General features: G+C 64.6%; 19 protein-coding genes. 14 read left to right on the top strand and 5 right to left on the bottom strand.

Translation table 11 applies throughout. The features are described 5' to 3' along the window. The first annotated feature begins 136 nt into the window (after positions 1-136). From D3D01_RS08510 to D3D01_RS08485, 6 genes are all read left to right on the top strand, one after another. A complete protein-coding gene (locus D3D01_RS08510) occupies positions 137-1,138 on the top strand; it encodes a TAXI family TRAP transporter solute-binding subunit (protein ID WP_121511893.1) in 1,002 nt (333 codons plus the stop codon). 61 nt (positions 1,139-1,199) lie between these two features. After that, positions 1,200-1,688 carry a DUF1850 domain-containing protein gene (locus D3D01_RS08505; protein WP_121511892.1) on the top strand — a complete coding sequence of 163 codons (489 nt, stop codon included), beginning with the start codon at positions 1,200-1,202 and terminating at the stop codon, positions 1,686-1,688. Next, positions 1,685-4,396, top strand: coding sequence for a TRAP transporter fused permease subunit (locus tag D3D01_RS08500; protein WP_121511891.1), 2,712 nt, complete (start codon positions 1,685-1,687; stop codon positions 4,394-4,396). Before D3D01_RS08505 ends, D3D01_RS08500 begins: the two co-directional genes overlap by 4 nt. A gap of 113 nt (positions 4,397-4,509) precedes the next feature. Then, a complete protein-coding gene (upp, locus tag D3D01_RS08495) occupies positions 4,510-5,187 on the top strand; it encodes a uracil phosphoribosyltransferase (RefSeq protein ID WP_121511890.1) in 678 nt (225 codons plus the stop codon). A 263-nt stretch (positions 5,188-5,450) separates the two neighbouring features. Further along, a complete protein-coding gene (locus D3D01_RS08490; RefSeq protein WP_053966712.1) occupies positions 5,451-5,888 on the top strand; it encodes a DUF2391 family protein in 438 nt (145 codons plus the stop codon). 46 nt (positions 5,889-5,934) lie between these two features. Beyond that, positions 5,935-6,519 carry a hypothetical protein gene (locus D3D01_RS08485; protein WP_121511889.1) on the top strand — a complete coding sequence of 195 codons (585 nt, stop codon included), beginning with the start codon at positions 5,935-5,937 and terminating at the stop codon, positions 6,517-6,519. Between the two features lie 462 nt (positions 6,520-6,981). Here the strand turns inward: D3D01_RS08485 and glmM are convergent, their stop codons facing one another. After that, entirely contained in the window at positions 6,982-8,298 is a 1,317-nt protein-coding gene (gene glmM / locus D3D01_RS08480) for a phosphoglucosamine mutase (RefSeq protein ID WP_121511888.1), read from the bottom strand. Between the two features lie 81 nt (positions 8,299-8,379). Continuing rightward, complete coding sequence (locus tag D3D01_RS08475; protein ID WP_394337665.1) at positions 8,380-8,556, bottom strand: hypothetical protein; 177 nt, start codon at positions 8,554-8,556, stop codon at positions 8,380-8,382. A 58-nt stretch (positions 8,557-8,614) separates the two neighbouring features. Between D3D01_RS08475 and rpiA the strand changes: the two genes are divergently transcribed. Then, on the top strand, positions 8,615-9,301 hold the full coding sequence (rpiA, locus tag D3D01_RS08470) for a ribose-5-phosphate isomerase RpiA (protein WP_121511887.1): 687 nt from the start codon (positions 8,615-8,617) through the stop codon (positions 9,299-9,301). A gap of 47 nt (positions 9,302-9,348) precedes the next feature. On the opposite strand, the gene D3D01_RS08465 is transcribed toward rpiA, so the two are convergent. After that, positions 9,349-9,516 carry a hypothetical protein gene (locus tag D3D01_RS08465; RefSeq protein ID WP_004517708.1) on the bottom strand — a complete coding sequence of 56 codons (168 nt, stop codon included), beginning with the start codon at positions 9,514-9,516 and terminating at the stop codon, positions 9,349-9,351. A gap of 288 nt (positions 9,517-9,804) precedes the next feature. Here D3D01_RS08465 and larB point away from each other — a divergent pair, with 288 nt between their 5' ends. The 4 genes from larB to D3D01_RS08445 all read left to right on the top strand — a co-directional run bounded on the left by larB (position 9,805) and on the right by D3D01_RS08445 (position 13,099). Next, positions 9,805-10,569 carry a nickel pincer cofactor biosynthesis protein LarB gene (larB, locus tag D3D01_RS08460; RefSeq protein WP_121511886.1) on the top strand — a complete coding sequence of 255 codons (765 nt, stop codon included), beginning with the start codon at positions 9,805-9,807 and terminating at the stop codon, positions 10,567-10,569. A 279-nt stretch (positions 10,570-10,848) separates the two neighbouring features. After that, on the top strand, positions 10,849-11,133 hold the full coding sequence (locus D3D01_RS08455) for a GIY-YIG nuclease family protein (protein WP_198560198.1): 285 nt from the start codon (positions 10,849-10,851) through the stop codon (positions 11,131-11,133). Positions 11,134-11,224: 91 nt separating this feature from the next. Next, positions 11,225-12,622: a phosphoglucomutase/phosphomannomutase family protein gene (locus tag D3D01_RS08450; protein ID WP_121511885.1), complete on the top strand. Its 1,398-nt coding sequence runs from the start codon at positions 11,225-11,227 to the stop codon at positions 12,620-12,622. Between the two features lie 24 nt (positions 12,623-12,646). After that, complete coding sequence (locus D3D01_RS08445; RefSeq protein WP_121511884.1) at positions 12,647-13,099, top strand: pyridoxamine 5'-phosphate oxidase family protein; 453 nt, start codon at positions 12,647-12,649, stop codon at positions 13,097-13,099. Here the strand turns inward: D3D01_RS08445 and D3D01_RS08440 are convergent. Together D3D01_RS08440 and D3D01_RS08435 are read right to left on the bottom strand one after the other, a co-directional pair. Then, positions 13,096-13,482: a GNAT family N-acetyltransferase gene (locus D3D01_RS08440; RefSeq protein ID WP_121511883.1), complete on the bottom strand. Its 387-nt coding sequence runs from the start codon at positions 13,480-13,482 to the stop codon at positions 13,096-13,098. The genes D3D01_RS08445 and D3D01_RS08440 overlap by 4 nt on opposite strands. A 6-nt stretch (positions 13,483-13,488) precedes the next feature. Beyond that, the gene (locus D3D01_RS08435; protein ID WP_101351276.1) at positions 13,489-13,689 is read right to left on the bottom strand and encodes a ubiquitin-like small modifier protein 2; all 201 of its coding nucleotides are present in this window, start codon (positions 13,687-13,689) and stop codon (positions 13,489-13,491) included. Between the two features lie 79 nt (positions 13,690-13,768). Here D3D01_RS08435 and D3D01_RS08430 point away from each other — a divergent pair, with 79 nt between their 5' ends. The 3 genes from D3D01_RS08430 to D3D01_RS08420 all read left to right on the top strand — a co-directional run bounded on the left by D3D01_RS08430 (position 13,769) and on the right by D3D01_RS08420 (position 18,180). Beyond that, positions 13,769-14,746 carry a replication factor C small subunit gene (locus D3D01_RS08430; RefSeq protein WP_121511882.1) on the top strand — a complete coding sequence of 326 codons (978 nt, stop codon included), beginning with the start codon at positions 13,769-13,771 and terminating at the stop codon, positions 14,744-14,746. A gap of 110 nt (positions 14,747-14,856) precedes the next feature. After that, entirely contained in the window at positions 14,857-17,640 is a 2,784-nt protein-coding gene (alaS, locus tag D3D01_RS08425) for an alanine--tRNA ligase (RefSeq protein ID WP_121511881.1), read from the top strand. A 348-nt stretch (positions 17,641-17,988) separates the two neighbouring features. Then, on the top strand, positions 17,989-18,180 hold the full coding sequence (locus D3D01_RS08420; protein ID WP_101351273.1) for a hypothetical protein: 192 nt from the start codon (positions 17,989-17,991) through the stop codon (positions 18,178-18,180). Positions 18,181-18,185 lie beyond the last annotated feature (5 nt).

The following is an 18,185-nucleotide window of genomic DNA, read 5'->3' as shown; positions in this document are numbered from 1 at the left end:
TTTCGGCTGTCAGTCTTTTTCTCAGCCGCCTCCCGTCCAGCGAATAACTCTGTCACACGGTATCGCACAATATAGTCAAATAGCGACTGTATACTAGCTAACATTCTTGAATACCCCGTGCAACGTAGACATATGTATGACTAACAACTCCACGCGTAGGCGGTTCCTCAAGACAGCAGGCGTTGCAGGCGTCGCGGCACTCGCTGGTTGTGGCGGTGGCGGCGATGGCGGTGACGGCGGCGACGGCGGCATGACCGAGACAGACGGCGACGGCGGCGACATGGAGACCCGTCTCTCCTGGCACGCTGGCGGCACTGGTGGGACGTACTTCCCGCTCTCGAACGAGTTCAAGACGGTCGTAGAGGAGAACACGGACTTCACGCTGAACGTCCAGTCGACCGGTGCGAGCGTCGAGAACGTCGGCAGCCTCGCCAGCGGCGACGCCGACTTCGCGCTCATTCAGAACGACATCGCCTCGTTCGCGAGGAACGGCGAAGGGATCGACGCCTTCCAGGATAACGCCATCGAGAACCTGCGCGGCGTCGCGACCCTGTACCCGGAGACGATTACAGTTGTCACCCTCGCGGACACGGGCATTACGCAGCTCTCCGACCTCGAAGGGGCGACGATCAACACTGGCGACCTCGGGAGCGGGACCCAAGTCAACGCCCTCCAGATTCTGGAGTCGGTTGGGATCTCCGATTTCACCGAGCAGAACGCCTCGTTCTCCCAGGCCGCCGACCAGCTCCGGAACGGCGACATCGACGCCGCGTTCGTCGTCGGTGGCTGGCCGGTCGGCGCTATCGAGGACCTCGCGAACACCAACGACCTCGTCATCGTCCCGATCTCCGGCGACAACCGCGACGCGGCAAAGGAAGACGCATCGTGGTTCGCCAACGACACTATCCCTGCCGGCACCTACACCGGCGTCGACGAGGCTGTCGAAACAATTGCCGTCCAGGCGATGATCGCAACGAACGCTGAACAGCCCGAACAGACGGTCGAGTCGGTCACCGCAGCCATCTTCGACAATGTCGACGACCTGTCCATCAAGACGGACTTCATCAGTAAGGACTCCGCACAGGACGGAATGTCCATCGAACTCCACCCCGGCGCAGCGGCCTACTTCGACGCGTAACGCCGCTGACTGACGCCACCCGTATTGTTTACCACCCGTCTTCTATTATCCAGCAACCGGAATGAGACGACGATACGTTGCCGTCACGGTGCTCGTTGCCCTCCTCCTCATCGGGGCTGTAGCGGCGCTTCCCGGCGGGCGTGCACTGGTCGTCGAAGACGCTGAGACCGGTGAGCAGTATCTGACGGTCCCGGTCGAGGACGGAACGACGGTGGCACTGGAGTACATGCACAGCGTCGAAAAAACGCGCGTCTACGACGAGTACACAGTTCGTGGTGACCATCTTGAGATGACCCGCATGGAGTTCGAATCCTTCGGCTGGGGGCTTCCGAGCGGGGCCAACGTCACGTGGCAAGACGGAATGTATGTCTTTGACCCGCCGGGTAACTACACGCGTGTGACAGTCTCTCCCGGTGATGTTGCAGGACATAACCTTCACGTCGGAGGCGAAACCTACGACTTGGTAGCCCGCACCAACGGCCGCTCGGTCCACCTCTATGTGACCCGGCGCTCGTCGTTCGGTGCCGCGACAGACCGGCTCAACACATGACTGACAACACACGATCTGACGACGGCGGGGAGGCCGTATCGGACGAGGAAGTCGATGAAGTACTGCAGGAGATCGAGCGGAAACGCTCGCTCACTGGCTGGGCGGTCGTCCTCGTCGCGCTCATCGGCATCTCGTTTTCGGTGTTTCAGATGTGGCTCGCGGCGAAAGGGTTCGTCCTCTCGATTTCGCTTCCCGGCGTCGGTGATGTCGTGTTCGCGTCACTGCAACTGCTCCAGATCAACGCTGTCCACGTCTCCTTCGGCCTCATTCTGACGTTCTTGCTGTATCCCGGCAGCACCGGCGACGGACCGCTCTCCCGGCGCTGTATCGCGCTCGGGTCGCTGGTCGACGAGAAACTCGGCCCGGAGCATCCGATGTCTCGCGTCGTTCACGCTATCGGGAGCGCCCTTGCCTGGGCGTTCCTTGACGCCGAGATGGACCGTGTGACGCCCTCGGATTTCGTCTTCATGGTCCTGTCGGCGCTATCGGCTGCGTATTTCATCACTGACTTCGATGAGATACAGCGCATGCGCGCACTTGGCCTTGAGCGTGGCCGTCCCATCCAAGACGTATTCACCTTTCTGGAGCCGATAGCAGGCCTGCTCGGGCCGCTCGCCGACACCTCCTACGCGTTCGTGCTGGGTGTGGTCGGTGTCTTGCTCGTCCTCGAAGCGACCCGCCGGGCCATCAGCCTCTGGCTGATGGTCATCGTCGCCGTGTTCATCGTTTATGCTCGTTTCGGCGTCCTCATTCCACAGGACGCCGCCTACGTCGGCGTGCTCTCCATCCCGGAGCTGTCTTGGCCTTCCATCATCCAGAACCTCTGGTACAATACGGAAAACGGGGTGTTCGGAATTCCGGTCACCGTCTCCGTGCAGTTCATCTACATCTTCATCCTCTTTGGCGCGTTCCTCGAGATGTCTGGCGCGGGGCAGTGGTTCATCGACCTCGCGTACGGTGCGACGGGCACTCGGAAGGGTGGCCCGGCGAAGGCGTCGATTCTCGCAAGCGGATTTATGGGAACCATCTCCGGGTCCTCCATTGCGAACACGGTGACGACCGGCGCGTTCACCATCCCGCTGATGAAGCGGTCGGGCTACTCGCCGGAGTTCTCCGGCGGCGTGGAGGCCTCTGCCTCCTCGGGCGGGCAGATTCTCCCGCCGGTGATGGGGGCCGCCGCATTCCTTATCGTCCAGTACACAGCGACGCCGTTTGCTGATGTCATCGTCGTTGCGACGATCCCCGCTATCGTCTTTTTTTTCGGCGTCTGGGTCATGGTCCACTTCGAGGCGGTCAAAGAGAACATCGGCGGCCTCGATTCTTCTGAACTGGTCGACCTCCGGAGCCATTTCCGTAGCGGCTGGTTCTACCTCGTCCCGCTCGGACTGCTCTTGTACTACCTCATCATCGAACGGCTGTCTGTCGCCCGCTCGGCGTGGTTCACGCTCATCGCAATCGGGGCGCTCATCACGCTCGTTGCGGCCTACGGCGACGAGACGCGTGCCCGCCTCGGAGCGATTCTCGGCGTGCTGTTCGGCGCATCGCTGCTCTCGCAGTTCCTGTTCGGGACCGGCGTCCTGGGTGCACTGGCCGGCGACGGAACGGGGTCCCAATCTCTCATGGACGCGTTCTCGGCCACAGTTGGCAACGTCGGCACGCTGATTATCCTCAGCGGTGTCCTCACCCTGATTACCCGTCCCAGACTCGACTCGCCGTTGCTGTCGTTCGACGGGGCTGTCGACGACACCGCCGAAACGACCGCTGACGCCGTCGGCCGCCCGGACCTGGCCTCGAATGGGCTGTACAGGCTCGGTGTCTTCGTCGGGAAGTCGATGGAGAGCGGGGCCAGAACCGCGGTCCCGGTCGTCATCGCTGTCGCCGCCGCCGGCATCATTCCGGGCGTCATCAGCGTCTCTGGTCTTGGCCCGAACCTCGTCTCGCTCATCACGGCTGTCGCCGGCGGCTCGCTGGTCTTGCTGTTGCTCGTCACCGCGTTCTCCTCGATTATCCTCGGGATGGGAATGCCGACGACGGTGACCTACATCATCCTCGTCTCTCTGCTCGCGCCAGCGCTGACCGAGTTCGGCGTCCCGCTGCTCGCGGCGCACCTGTTTATCCTCTATTTCGGCGTCATCGCCGACATCACGCCGCCGGTCGCGGTGGCCGCCTACGCCGCCTCCGGCGTTGCGAAGTCCGACGCCTTCGAAACCGGTATCGAGGCGTTCTCGCTGTCGCTCAACAAGGCAATCGTCCCGTTCGCGTTCATCGTCACGCCGGGCATCATTCTGCTTCGTCGCAACCCTGACGCTGCCAGTCTTGATGTCGGGGACAAATACCGGGTCGTCGGGACCGCGGACCTCCTCGATGTCGGCTACGCGATCCCCGAGATACTGATACCCGTGATCGGCGTCTTCCTCGGCGTTGTCGCGCTGGCCGCGACAGTCATCGGGTTCGCGTACGCACCGGTCTCCCGTGGCGAGCGGGGGGCGTTCGCGTTCAGTTCACTCCTGTTGATGGCTCCTGCGCTCGCTGTGTCCGGGGTGTACGATCTCCTCGGACTCGTCGGCATCGCCGGTGGTGAGATGACGGTGTTACTCGATATCGTACTCCGCGGCGTCGGGCTCGCACTGTTCCTCTTCCTCATGGCCAAGAACCGTCAGCGCGGCGGCGACCCTGCAACGCAGGCGGGCACGCCCGAGCCGGCCTGATACTGTCGGCTGTAATTCTGTACCGAATTCCGCCACCGCGAACATCTTACAATAGTTACAGCCGGAAGTGTGAGTGAGAACCGTTTAACCCATCGGGGGTCAACGGGCACGATATGCCAATCGAACAGCGCGGCGACGCCTCTGTCGTCACGCACGCGCTGGCGCGAGACGAACTGACTCGGATACGAAACGTCGAGACCGAACAGGTCGCGTTCCGGAAGGGACTGGTCCGCCTCGGCCGTATCTGTGGCTACGAGATTATCGACGGCCGGATGGAGACCGAGTACACGGAAGTCCAGACGCCGCTGACCACGACGATGGGCGAACGCGTCAAAGGACTCGATGATGTGGTCATCGTCAACGTCCTGCGCGCCGCGACGCCGTTCGTCGAGGGACTGCTCAAAGCGTTCCCCCGCGCCAGACAGGGCGTCATCTCAGCCAGCCGCGACGAGGAGGCCGGGATGAACGACGACGGCGAGTTCCCCATCTCCGTCGAATACGTCAAGCTGCCCGAAATCACCGAAGACGACACTGTCATCATCGCGGACCCGATGCTTGCGACCGGGTCGACGATGGTCACGGTACTGGACTACCTCACCTCGGAGAAGACGGAGCCAGAGAACCTGCTCGTTCTGGCCGCAGTCTCCGCGCCCGAGGGAATCGTCCGCGTCTCGGAGGCTCAGCCGGCCGCTGACATCATCAGCGTCGCTATCGACGACGAGCTTGACGAGGACGGCTTCATCGTTCCGGGGCTCGGCGACGCCGGTGACCGGGCCTTCCGGACGACGTAAGCCGTCGCGGCTCGCTCGACTGTCGGCTGTGGGACGAAACGTTTTTATTTGCGGCTTGAATCAGCCGATGATGTCGCGATTTTCCGTCCGCTCACAGCCGCTGTACCCCTTTGCTTCATCTGGAAACCGAAGGACAGTGGCGTATTTTCAGTCCAGTTGAAACGAGCAAGACGGCCGTGAACTGCTCCGCGGCGACTGGGCGTGGTTCCTGTCGGACGGTGGCGGACCGGGAGACTTTCCTGTTGACGGGACAGCAGTCCGGTATGGGCCGACGCCGATACCGGGTCGCTGACACTGCCCAGCAACTCGTCGGCGGGTTCCTGCTCGCGGGACCGTTCGTTGTGACCGAGGAGGTGTGGGTGCTGGCCGAGAATATGTCCTGGTATCACGCGGTGCTCGTTGTCGGTATCGTGTTCGCTATCGGGTACGGGGCGCTGTACAAAGCTGACGCCGACCGTGACGTGGACACCGAGGCGGAGGTAGCCGGAATTCCGGTCCGGTTCGTCTCGCTGATGATCGTGGCGTTTGGCTCCGTCGCCATTCTTGCGGTGGCGTTTACTGCGCCGGACACGTTCTTGGTCAACGGTGGAATTCTGCCGGACCCGACGCCGATGGCCGTCACCCTGACGACCCTCAAGGCCATCACTGTCGGTGCAATTTTCAGCGTCGTCGGGGCTGCGACGGCGGACAGCGTATTCTGACCGTGACCCGCACACTTAATTGGGTGCCACCCTCCTTGATGTGCATATGGAGTATACGCTGGCTATCGACAACGCGCCGGAGACTGTTCCGGGTGGCACAGGGATACTGCTCCTGCACCCGAGTACCGGCGAGACGGACCGACTGGACACGGACTTCCTTGCGACCGACACCGACTCGATGCTCGTCATCTCGACTCGGACCACCGCCCGGGAGGTCAAGCAGAAACTGGAGTACTACGAGGTCAACGAGTCGAAGGCGACGATCCTCGATACGCTGTCGGTCGAACGGGGCTACACCCGCCGCCGCTCCGAGGGCGTTCGGTACGTCTCCGCGCCGGATGATCTGTCCGGCATCGTCTCGGAAACCGAGACGTTCCTGCAGGACCACGACGGGAAACTCCGCGTGACTTTCGACTCGCTGACGGAGCTTATCTACTACGCCGACGAGGATGGCGCGCTGTCGGCTGTCGAAGACATCCTCGACCTGCTAGACGAGTACGACGCTGTCGGGATGTTCCACCTTGCCGACGAGGTTCACGACGAGGAGACGGTCGCGGCGTTCCGGGAACTCTTTGACGGTGTCATCGAACTGTCCGAGGACGGAACCATTACCAGTTCCTTCGAGGAATAACCGGCCACACTCCGCCCCAAACCCACCGCTCCGTGAATGGCGCTGTGGCAGCCAATCGACACTAGCGCCCCATCGAGTTGCCTGATGGCGTTCGCCTCTTTCGAACCAAACGGTGTTTTCTCCCGGTAGCGACGCCAACGCTCCGTATGCTAACTCTTACCAAACCAATAACAATTAAGAGGGTATAACCCACATACAGGGTTGTATGCCGGAATGCCAGAACTGCGGTAATTTTGTAACGGCTGACTACGCGCGTGTGTTCACGCCGAACGGGGTCGAAAAGCCCAGGGTCTGTCCGCAGTGCGAAGACAAGATTCGCGACGGGGCAGACGTCCGTGAGGCCCGGTCCACACGTCGCGGATAGAACCGGTCAGGAACTGCCGCCCTGTGACCTGACGGTTGCGGGGACGTTCTCCTCGCCGGCTACCAACCGCTGTTTTTCCGATCTTCCCGTCCCACCTTCTATACCAGCGCGTCCGTGAGGCGTGTGCGTGCCTCCTCGAACACCGCATCAGCACGGTCCGGGTTACGGGCTTCGGCGGTAAGCCGAACGAGCGGCTGGGTCCCGCTGGCCCGCAGGAGGAACCACGCATCCCCGAGGTCGACGCGAACACCATCTAGCGTCGTCACGTCGTCGTAGGCGTCGGTCACCGTCTCCCGAACGCGGTCCATCACCGTTTCCTTTTCGTCAGTCTCGACGCTGTCCCGGCGGATGGGATAGTCCGGTACGTCGGCGGCACGCTCACCGAGCGGGCGCTCGCTGTCCAGCGCCACGGCGGTACAGGCCGCCAGCGGGCCGTCGGGACACAGCGTCCGGTCGGGCCATATCCACGCGCCGCTTGGCTCCCCGCCGAAGGCGACCCCCTCGGCGCTGGCGGCCTCGGCGACGTACACGTCCCCGACCGGGGTGTACTCGACGCTCACGTCGATATTGCTGAGGTGGTCCTCGACGGCGAGACTCGTGTCCACGGGGACGGCGACCCGCTCGCCCGGCGACGCCACGGCGCGGGCGAACACGGCCAGCAACACGTCGCCCGAGAGGAAGGTCCCGTCGGCCGCCACCGCGCGCATCCGGTCGGCGTCGCCGTCGTGTGCAATCCCGAGGTCGGCGTCGGATTCGGCCACCAGTGTCGAAAGTGACCCACAGTTCTCGGCCTTCGGCTCTGAGGGACGGCCGGGGAACACGCCGTCGGGCTGGCCGTTGAGCGTCTCGACGGCACAGCCAAGTTCTGTGAGAGCGTCGACGCTGACCCGGCCCGCACCGTTGCCGAGGTCGACGACGACGTGGCTGTCGAGGTTTCGTTCGCCGACTTCGGCGACTAGCGCGTCGACGTGGCGCTGGCCGGCGTCCCAGGACTCGTGGCCGCCGCTCTCGTCCCACGCCGCCGGCTCGAACGCTCCGTCCGCCAGTCGCTCTTCGATGGTTGCCCGCAGGTCCGCATCGAAAGCCTGCCCGCTAGACTGCCAGAGCTTGATGCCGTTGTCCTCCGGCGGGTTGTGGCTGGCCGTCACCGCGACGCCCGCGTCGGCGTCCTGCCAGGCCACCGCCCGGCCGATCGTCGGCGTCGCCGCGGTGCCGAGGTCGACCACATCGACGCCGCTCTCCCGGAGACCGGCCACCAGCGCCGCCTGCAGGTACTCGCCGCTCGCCCGCGGGTCTCGCCCCACGACCACCCGCTCGCAGTCGACGCCCAGCGCCCGCCCCACCGACAGCGCCAACTCGGCCGTCACCGTCTCGCCGACGGGGCCGCGGATGCCGCTCGTTCCGAACTGTGTCATTACCGTCCCTGCGTCGGCATCCCTCTAAAATCCATCCGGCATCCGACGGACTCCGGGGGCCGCCGGTGGCGGCTCGTTCCGCTACTGGTCCGGCGACCACTCGCAGGCCGTGCCGGTGGTCAGGTCGGCCGCGTCGATGTGGGCCGCCAGACAGCCGTAGTTGCAGAACTGCCCCGTCGGCGTTCCCTCGGGCGACTCGCTGACGAACACGGGGTCGTGGGCCTCGACCGGACAGCCACAGTACGTGCAGTCGGTCATACGGGTGCTTGCGGTCGGGAGAACAAACGTTTTGTCCGCGTCTGTCGACCCACCGCACATGAAACAGGGCGGCTCCGACGCGGCGAAACGAGCAGCGGGCGAATCGGCGGCCGAGGCAGTCGAGGACGGTATGGTCGTCGGTCTCGGTACGGGGTCGACGGCGGCCCACGCCATCCGGGCCATCGGGCGGGCGGTCGACGCCGGACTCGACGTGGTCGGCGTCCCCACCTCCTTCCAGTCGCGCGAACTGGCCCGCGACTGCGGGATTCCGCTCGCAGACCTCGACGACGCGTCGGTCGACCTCGCCATCGACGGGGCCGACGAGGTGGCCGGCGGCGACCTGATAAAGGGCGGCGGCGCGGCCCACGCCCGGGAGAAGGTCGTCGACGCGAGCGCCGACCGCTTCCTCGTCGTCGCCGACCCGACCAAAGAGGCCGACGTGCTCGAACACCCCGTCCCCGTGGAAGTCCTCCCGATGGCCCGCTCGACGGTCGCCACGGCGGTTGCGGACTTGGGCGGTGACCCGTCGCTTCGGCGTGCAGAACGCAAGGACGGCCCCGTCGTCACCGATAACGGGAACTTCGTGTTCGACTGTGGCTTCGGGCCTATCGACGACCCTGCCGCGCTCGCCGGCGACCTCGCCGCGCTCCCCGGCGTCGTTGCGCACGGACTGTTCGTCGATATGGCCGACGAGATCCACGTTGGCACCACTGACGGCGTCACCGTCCGAGCGCTCTCGGAGTAGCTGCTGCTCGTCGGCTTGCGTCAAAAAATACGCTGCCTGAAACGACCTTACAGGTCGCGCGGCTGGACCGTCTTCCGGTCGTTCTCGTCAGCTCGTCGGGCTGCGTCCTGAAGCAGCTCTTCGACTTCCTCGTCGAGTGCGTCGTAGAAGTCGGACGCTACGTTCATGTCGTTGAGCTCTTCCTTAACGGCGGCTTTGACGATTAGGTCTGCCATACAGACGAGGTATCGACGGGGGTTACTTATATACTTTCTCCAATTAGTTCGCTCTCGACCCTATAACCGGCAGTTTGAGGCATTATACGACACATAACCCCTTATAAATCCGCGATTGTGTCCGATTAAGTCCATCACAATACGTCTTTTGGCCTGCCCCAGACGGCTATTGTCGCGTTACGCCGGCCGAGCGTCGCTCACGCGCGCTCCCACAGGTTCGGCCCTGATTGTGACGAGACGCCGACCTGGACCGACGGATAGGAGTGGTCGTATCCCCGAATGGGTCCTATGCGTGAGATACTCGATTCGGTTGCGGCGGGCGACCTCTCCCCGGCGGAAGCCGAGGCGGCGCTTGCGGGCTACGCGACCAGTGGGGCCGGTCGGTTCGACGCCGCCCGGGAGGACCGTGCCGGCGTTCCCGAGGCTGTCCTCGCGGACGGGAAGACGCCGACGGAAGTGGCGGATCTGGCGGCGACAGCTATCGAAACGACGGAGCGGGCTATCGTGACGCGACTCGACGCACCAACTGCAACGACTGTCCGGGAGCGACTGGACGAGACCGCCCCGGACGCGACAGTTCGCTGGGACGACCGCTCGAACTGGCTGGTGGCGACAACGTCGGCGTTCGAACGTCCGTCGCTGGACGCGTCAGTGGGCATCGTCACCGCCGGGACCTCTGACGCTGTTCCGGCCGGCGAGGCCGCGCTCATCGTTGAGGAGATGGGCGCGACCGTGACTCGCATCGACGATGTCGGGGTTGCGAGTCTCGCTCGGACGATAGACGCGGTCGATGGCCTCCGGGACCAGGATGTCCTCATCGTCGCAGCGGGCCGCGAAGGTGCGCTTCCGACGGTCGTTGCCGGTCTCGTCGACGTGCCGATTATCGGCCTGCCCGTCTCGACCGGCTACGGCCACGGCGGCGAGGGTGAGGCGGCCCTTTCGGGGTTGCTCCAGTCCTGTACCGCCCTCTCCGTCGTGAACATTGACGCCGGCTTCACCGCCGGAACGCAAGCCGGCCTAATCGCCAGACAGCTCGACGATGCACGGGACTAGCAACCCTCTCCGGCCATGGGCATACCCAAGTATTTGGGTAAAGAGCTATCAGAATAACGCGCGTACGCGTATACGTCGGCGGTGGTGTCGCCGACGAACACGATGCCTGAATGTGATCATTGCGGCGCGCACGTCTCAGACCAGTTCGCCCGAGTGTTCGCGGATGAACGCGGACACATCCGGGCATGTCCCAACTGCTCGGCAAACGCTGGCATTGCCGAGGTATCGAGAGAGCGCGCCCAACAAGTGTGAGGCCCACTGGGCCACCAGCATCGTGCGATGACTACCGCGCGGAGCCCTTACCACGTGTACGTCCTCCGTTGTAGCGACAACACGTTTTACACCGGCTACACGACCGATGTGGAACGCCGCGTCCGCGAGCACGACGCCGGCGACGGCGCGAAGTACACGCGCGGCCGAACCCCGGTCGAACTCATCCACGTAGAGTCGTTCGCGTCGCAGTCCGACGCGATGAGCCGCGAGTACGAGATCAAGCAGTACTCCAGAGCGGAGAAAGAACGGCTCGTCGAATCCAGCGACGCCGAAGCGGATTTCGATATCTGAGCCGCCGCTCGCCTTTGGCTGTCGGCACCGGCAACATGACAGCTTACCGATGATGCGTGACTTTTTGTCTGGGGGCCGAGAACCGCGGGCTATGGACAACGACGCGGATGTCGACGCAGGTGCAATCGCCTTCGGGACGGACGGCTGGCGGGCGACGCTGGACGTGTTCACGAAGCCGCGGGTCCGGATGGTCGGCCAGGCCGTCGCCACGACCCTCGCCGAGCGCGGGGCGACCGGGACCGTCGCCATCGGGTACGATGCCCGCGAAACCTCACCCGGGTTCGCCGATGAACTCGCGCACGTCTTGCGCGCCAACGGGTTCGACGTGCTCTTGCCGGACCGAGACACGCCGACACCAATCCTCGCCTGGACGGTGAAAAACCGCGATCTGGCCGGGGCACTCCAGATCACGGCCAGCCACAATCCGCCGGAGTACAACGGCGTGAAGTTCATTCCCGGCGACGGCTCGCCGGCCCTGCCCGACTGGACGGCCGCCTTCGAGGAGAACCTCGCCGTCCTCGACCCGCTTCCCGAGGACGAGTGGGGCGAACGAACGGAGGACGACCTCATCACCCCGTTCCATGAGCACGCGCTGGACTACGTCGACACCGACCTCGACGGCTTGCCGGTTGCATACGATGCACTATACGGCAGCGGCCGCGGCGTTACCGACGCCCTGCTCGAAGCGGCTGGGGCCGACGTGACCCGGCTCAACTGCGAACAGGACCCCGACTTTGGCGGCGGGTCGCCCGAACCGTCGGCGGAGAACGCCGAGGGACTCGTCGGCGAAGTCAGCGAGGGCGACGCCGCGCTGGGGATTATCAACGACGGCGACGCCGACCGCATCGGCGTCGTCACGCCCGAGCGGGGCTATCTGGACCCGAACCTGTTTTTCGCCGCGATGTACGACTTCCTGCTCGAAGACGCGTCGGGCGACGTGGTCCGGACGGTCTCGACCTCTAGCATCGTCGACCGCGTCGCCGAGGCCCACGGGCAGGCCGTCCACGAGGTCGCTGTCGGTTTCAAATGGGTCGCCGAGGCGATGGCCGAGCACGACGCGCTGTTCGGTGGCGAGGAGTCCGGTGGCTTCGGCCTGCCGGACCATCTGCGGAACAAGGACGGCGTGCTGGTGGCGCTGGTCGCTGCTGCCGCCGAGCGCGAGGAACCTCTTGATGTTCGTGTCGACCGACTGCTGGACGAACACGGCGAAATCCACCAGGACCGCATCAGCGTCGACTGCCCTGACGACCGCAAGGAGCCAGTCCTCGACGACCTCGAAACGGCGCTTCCAGACACGCTGGCGGGGGTCGCTGTCGACGGCATCAACACGGTCGACGGCTTCAAGATCAGGCTCGAAGACGGGACGTGGGTGCTGGTCCGCCCCTCGGGCACGGAGCCGAAGCTCCGCGTCTACGCTGAGGCCGGCAGCGACGCCCGCGTCGCCGAACTGCTCGCTGCCGGTCGGGATCTGGTCGAACCCCTCGTTTAAGCCCACTGCATGCGTCGTCGGCCCATGGACACCGATATCGCGTTCGCCTACACAAAGGGGATGCCCGACGACGCCGTCTGCGACCGTCTTACCGCGGGCGAGAGCGGCGTGCTCGCGTTGGCCGACGGCGACGACGCGTACGCCTTCCCGGTGTTTCACCACTACGAGGGCGGGTCGCTGTACTTCCGCTTGGGCGAGACGAGCGAGAGCGAGAAGTCGGCGTACCTCGACGCCACTGAAACGGCGACGTATGTCGTTACCGAGACGGCGGCGACGCCGGACGCGGAGTCGTGGACCGGCTGGAGCGTCGTCGCCCGCGGGCCCATAACCGCCGTCCCCGAGGACGACCCGGCCTACGAGGCCGTCGAGATTAACGAGCGCTACGCGCCCATCCGGGTGTTCGACGAGCCGACCGACGAGATGGACGTGACGCTGTACGAACTGTCCGTCGAGGAGCTGACCGGCCGGCGGAATTAGCGAGTCCCGCGAAACCGGTCGGCCTCGTTGTCGAGGGGCTCTACGTCGAACCCCAGTCGCTCGTAGAACGGCCGCACGTCTGCGTCAAACTCTGCGATGAGCCGGTCCCGCCGGTCGAGCGCCGCCTCGACGAGCCTCGTCCCAATGCCCTGGCCGCGGCGGCGGCGACGGACCGCCACGGCCGCGACGCGGTCGCCGTCGAGGACGAGCGCGCCGAGGACGCGGTCGCTCGTCGTCGTCTCGCCGTCGCCCGAAACCGCGACGAGCGTGCCGTCGCGCTCGATACCGCCGCGGACTGTCGCCACGTCTATTTCGAGCGCCGCGCCGTCGAGGACGTTCATCACGGCCGGCAGATCGGCCTCGGTCGCCTCGCGAACGCGCATCGCGGACTATCCGCCCTTGATGAGGCGCACGACGCGGACGCGGTCGGCCGCGACGGGCTGGTCAGTCGGCACGTGTTCGCCGTCAACGAGAACCGACACCTCGTGGGGGTTCAGGTCGACCGGTGCGAGCAGGTCGCCGTAGGTCGCGTCCGCGTCCACCTCCAGTTCGTGGGTGTCTTCGCCGGCAATCTCGACGGTGACGTGCATACCCGGCCGTACTCCGCCGACGCACCTGAGACTGTCGACTCTCGCGGGGTTTAAGACCGGCCCACGCCTCCCATCGTCCATGAGTGAGGCCGAGTCTGAGTCGCGGGCGGGACGCGAGGAGGTCTGGATCGAGAAGTACCGCCCGCAGACGCTCGACGACGTGATGGGTCACGAGAACATCGTCGGGCGGCTCAAGAGCTACGTCTCGCGCAACGACCTGAGCCACATGCTGTTTTCCGGGCCGGCAGGGACGGGAAAGACGACGTGTGCGACGGCTATCGCCCGTGAACTGTACGGCGACGACTGGCGTGAGCACTTCCTCGAACTGAACGCCTCCGACGAGCGCGGCATCGACGTGGTCCGGGACCGCATCAAGAACTTCGCTCGGACGAGCTTCGGCGGTGTCGAGTACCGTATCATCTTCCTCGACGAGGCCGACGCCCTCACGAGCGACGCACAGTCGGCGCTGCGTCGGACGATGGAGCAGTTCTCGAACAACGTCCGTTTTATCCTCTCGTGTAACTACTCCAGCCAGATCATCGACCCTATCCAGTCCCGGTGTGCGGTCTTCCGGTTCTCACCGCTGGCCGATGATGCCGTGGCTGAGGAAATCCGAAATATCGCCGCGGAAGAGGACATCGAACTGACCGAAGACGGCCTCGACGCGCTCGTCTACGCCGCCGACGGGGACATGCGCAAGGCCATCAACGGCCTCCAGGCGGCCTCGGTCAGCGGCGACACGGTTGACGAGTCGGCGGTGTACGCCATCACTTCGACGGCCCGGCCCGAGGAGATCCGGGAGATGGTCCAGTCGGCGCTGGACGGTGACTTCACCGCCTCGCGGGCAACGCTGGATAGACTACTGACAGAGGAGGGTATCGCGGGCGGCGACATCATCGACCAACTGCACCGTTCTATCTGGGAGTTCGATATCGACGACGACGCAGCCGTCCGGGTGCTCGAACGCATCGGCGAAACCGATTATCGGATCACCCGTGGGGCGAACGAACGGGTGCAACTCGAAGCGATGCTGGCCTCGCTTGCGCAGGGCGAGTAAGCGTCTCTTTCGTTGTAGTTCGACTACGTCTCCCTGACAACAGTAATGCCCGGCTCAATACTCGGCCCCTTCGGAACAGTTTTAGGCGAACGTGGGCCAACTGAACACCAATGAGCGACCTCGACGAGGCCTACCAACTCGACTACTTCGAAGAGGAAGGCTTCCACAGACAGGAGTGTGTCTCCTGTGGCGACATGTTCTGGTCCCGTGTCCAGCGCGAGACCTGCGGCGAACCGCCGTGTGCGGAGTACGACTTCATCGACAACCCCGGCTTCGACGAGTCCCACTCTTTGACGGAGATGCGCGAGGCGTTCCTCTCCTTTTTCGAGGAACGCGACCACGAGCGCATCGACCCGTACCCGGTGGCGGCGAACCGCTGGCGCGACGACGTGCTTCTCACGCAGGCGTCCATCTACGACTTCCAGCCGCTCGTGACCTCGGGGACGACGCCCCCGCCGGCGAACCCGCTGTGTATCAGCCAGCCCTGCATCCGGATGCAGGACATCGACAACGTCGGCAAGACCGGTCGCCACACGATGGCCTTCGAGATGATGGCCCACCACGCGTTCAACGCCCGCGAGGACATTGAAGATCCCGGGCAGTACGCTTACGAGGGCGAGGTGTACTGGAAAGACGAGACGGTCCGGCTCTGTGATGAACTGTTCGAGGAGATGGGCGCGAACCTAGACGAGATCGTCTACATCGAGGACCCGTGGGTCGGCGGCGGCAACGCCGGTCCGGCTATCGAGGTCATCTACCGCGGGGCCGAACTCGCCACGCTCGTCTTCATGTCGATGGAGCAGGACCCCGACGGCGAGTACGAGATGAAAGACGGCAATCGATACTCGCCGATGGACACCTACATCGTCGACACTGGCTACGGGCTGGAGCGGTGGACCTGGATGAGCCAGGGAACGCCGACGGTGTACGAGGCGGTCTACCCCGATATGATCGCCTTCCTCAAGGACAACGCCGGCATCGAACTCACCGACGAGGAGGAGCAGGTCGTCCACGAAGCCGCGAAGCTCGCGGGCCGGATGGACATCGACGAGGCCGAGGACATCGAGGCCGAACGAGACACCATCGCCGCCGAGGTCGGTGTCGACGTCGAGGAGATGCGGGCCCTGATGGAACCGCTCGAAGACATCTATGCCATCGCCGACCACTGCCGGACGCTCGCGTACATGCTCGGCGACGGTATCGTCCCGTCGAACGTCGGGACGGGCTATCTGGCCCGGATGGTGCTGCGCCGGACGAAGCGACTGGTCGACGGTGTCGGCGTCGACGCACCGCTCGACGAACTCGTCGATATGCAGGCCGAGCGCCTCGACTACGAGAACCGCGACACCATCCGCGACATCGTCCGCTCCGAGGTCGAGAAGTACCGCGAGACCCTGGACCGCGGCGGCCGGCGCGTCCGCCAGCTAGCCGACGAGTACGCCGAAAAGAGCGAGCCCATCCCGACCGCGGAGCTGGTCGAACTGTACGACTCCCACGGGATTCAGCCGGACATGGTCGAGGAGATCGCCGCCGAGAAAGGCGTCTCAGTCGACGTACCCGACGACTTCTACGCGGTCGTCGCCCAGCGCCACGGCGGCGGTGACACCGGCACAGAGGAGTCACAGACGCCCTACGAGGACCGGCTCGAAGAGCTCCCCGAGACCGACCGGCTCTACTACGAAGACCAGCAGCGGACCGAGTTCGAGGCCGTCGTGCTTGAGGTGTTCGACCGCGACGACGACACCTACGACGTGGTGCTCGACCAGACGATGTTCTACCCGGAAGGTGGCGGCCAACCGCCGGATGAAGGGGCGCTGTCGACCGACGACGTCTCCGCCGAGGTGACCGACGTCCAGCAGTACGGCGACGTCATCGTCCACACCTGCGACGACGACCCCGGCAAGGGTGAGTTCGTCCGCGGGCAGGTCGACGCTACCCGTCGCCAGCGCCTGATGCAACACCACACAGCGACCCACATTGTCATCCACAGCGCCCGACAGGTACTCGGCGAACACGTCAGACAGGCCGGTGCTCAGAAGGGTACTGACTCCGCTCGCATCGACATCCGCCACTACGAGTCGGTGAGTCGCGAGGAGGTCAAAGAGATCGAGCGGCTCGCAAACGATATCGTGCAGGATAACATCGCCGTCAAACAGGAGTGGCCCGACCGCAACGAGGCCGAGGAACGGTACGGCTTTGACCTCTACCAGGGGGGCATCCCGGCCGGCGAGCAGATTCGGCTCATCACTGTCGGCGACGACGTGCAGGCCTGTGGCGGTACCCACGTCGCCCGCACCGGCGACATCGGAGCCGTCAAGCTCCTGAACACCGAGCGGATTCAGGACGGGGTCATCCGGCTGACCTTCGCGGCGGGCAACGCCGCTATCGAGGCCACCCAGCGCACCGAGGACGCGCTCACCGAGGCCGCCGACGTGCTGGACGTCGCGCCCGATGCCGTTCCGGAGACCGCCGAGCGGTTCTTCGACGAGTGGAAGGCTCGCGGGAAGGAGATCGAACAGCTCAAAGAGCAACTCGCCGAGGCCCGCGCCAGCGGCGGCGGCGACAGCGAGGAAGTCGACGTAGGCGAGGCGACCGCCGTCGTTCAGCGGATCGACGCCGACATGGACGAACTCCGAGCGCAGGCCAACGCCGTTGTCGAGCAAGGCAACATCGCGGTGCTTGGCTCGGGCCTCGATGGCGCACAGTTCGTCGTCTCAGTACCTGATGGCATCGATGTAGACGCCGGTGAGGTCGTCGGCGAACTCGCTGGCCGCGTCGGTGGCGGCGGTGGCGGTCCGCCGGACTTCGCACAGGGTGGCGGTCCCGACGCCGACGCGCTGGACGACGCGCTGGACGACGCGGCGGACATCCTCCGAACTGCCGCGAACGCCTGAACCACTCTTGTTTTTCTCGGTACCGGTTTTGTCGCCCGCGCCGTTCTTCGGACAGCTGTTCGATTGCGGACCGACGTTCTGCCCGAACGATTCGGATACACGCGACAGATACAATCACATTTAGTTGTATTAGGTATATCTGAATGAATTTCCAAAAGTATTTTTAGTAATTGCCCATCTATAGCAGATATGGGCGGAAAACGTGATATCGAACATATTCACTCTCACACCGAATACGCTCGGTCCAAACGAACGTGTCGACGGTGTGGGACTGCTGTCCCCGCTGCTAACGGCAGCGGCCCCGATGAACTGTGTGGCAACTGCAGTGATCCCCGCACTCCCTGACTCATGAGTGCTACCACGACGCCCCCGTCGGACACTGACCTGAATGAAGCCCCGGAGTTCGAACTGGACTGCCTGTACGACGACCCCGAGAACCCCTCGGAGCTGACGATCTTCCCCTCGGACCGTCAGCAGACCGTGACGGAGTGGGTCACCGCGGACCGAACAGCGGCCGTCTCGCTCGATGAACTGCGCTGAGCGGG

The organism is Haloarcula sp. Atlit-7R (genome assembly GCF_003666065.1).
In the GTDB taxonomy this organism is placed as follows: domain Archaea; phylum Halobacteriota; class Halobacteria; order Halobacteriales; family Haloarculaceae; genus Haloarcula; species Haloarcula taiwanensis.
This window is presented reverse-complemented; position numbering and strand designations above follow the sequence as displayed.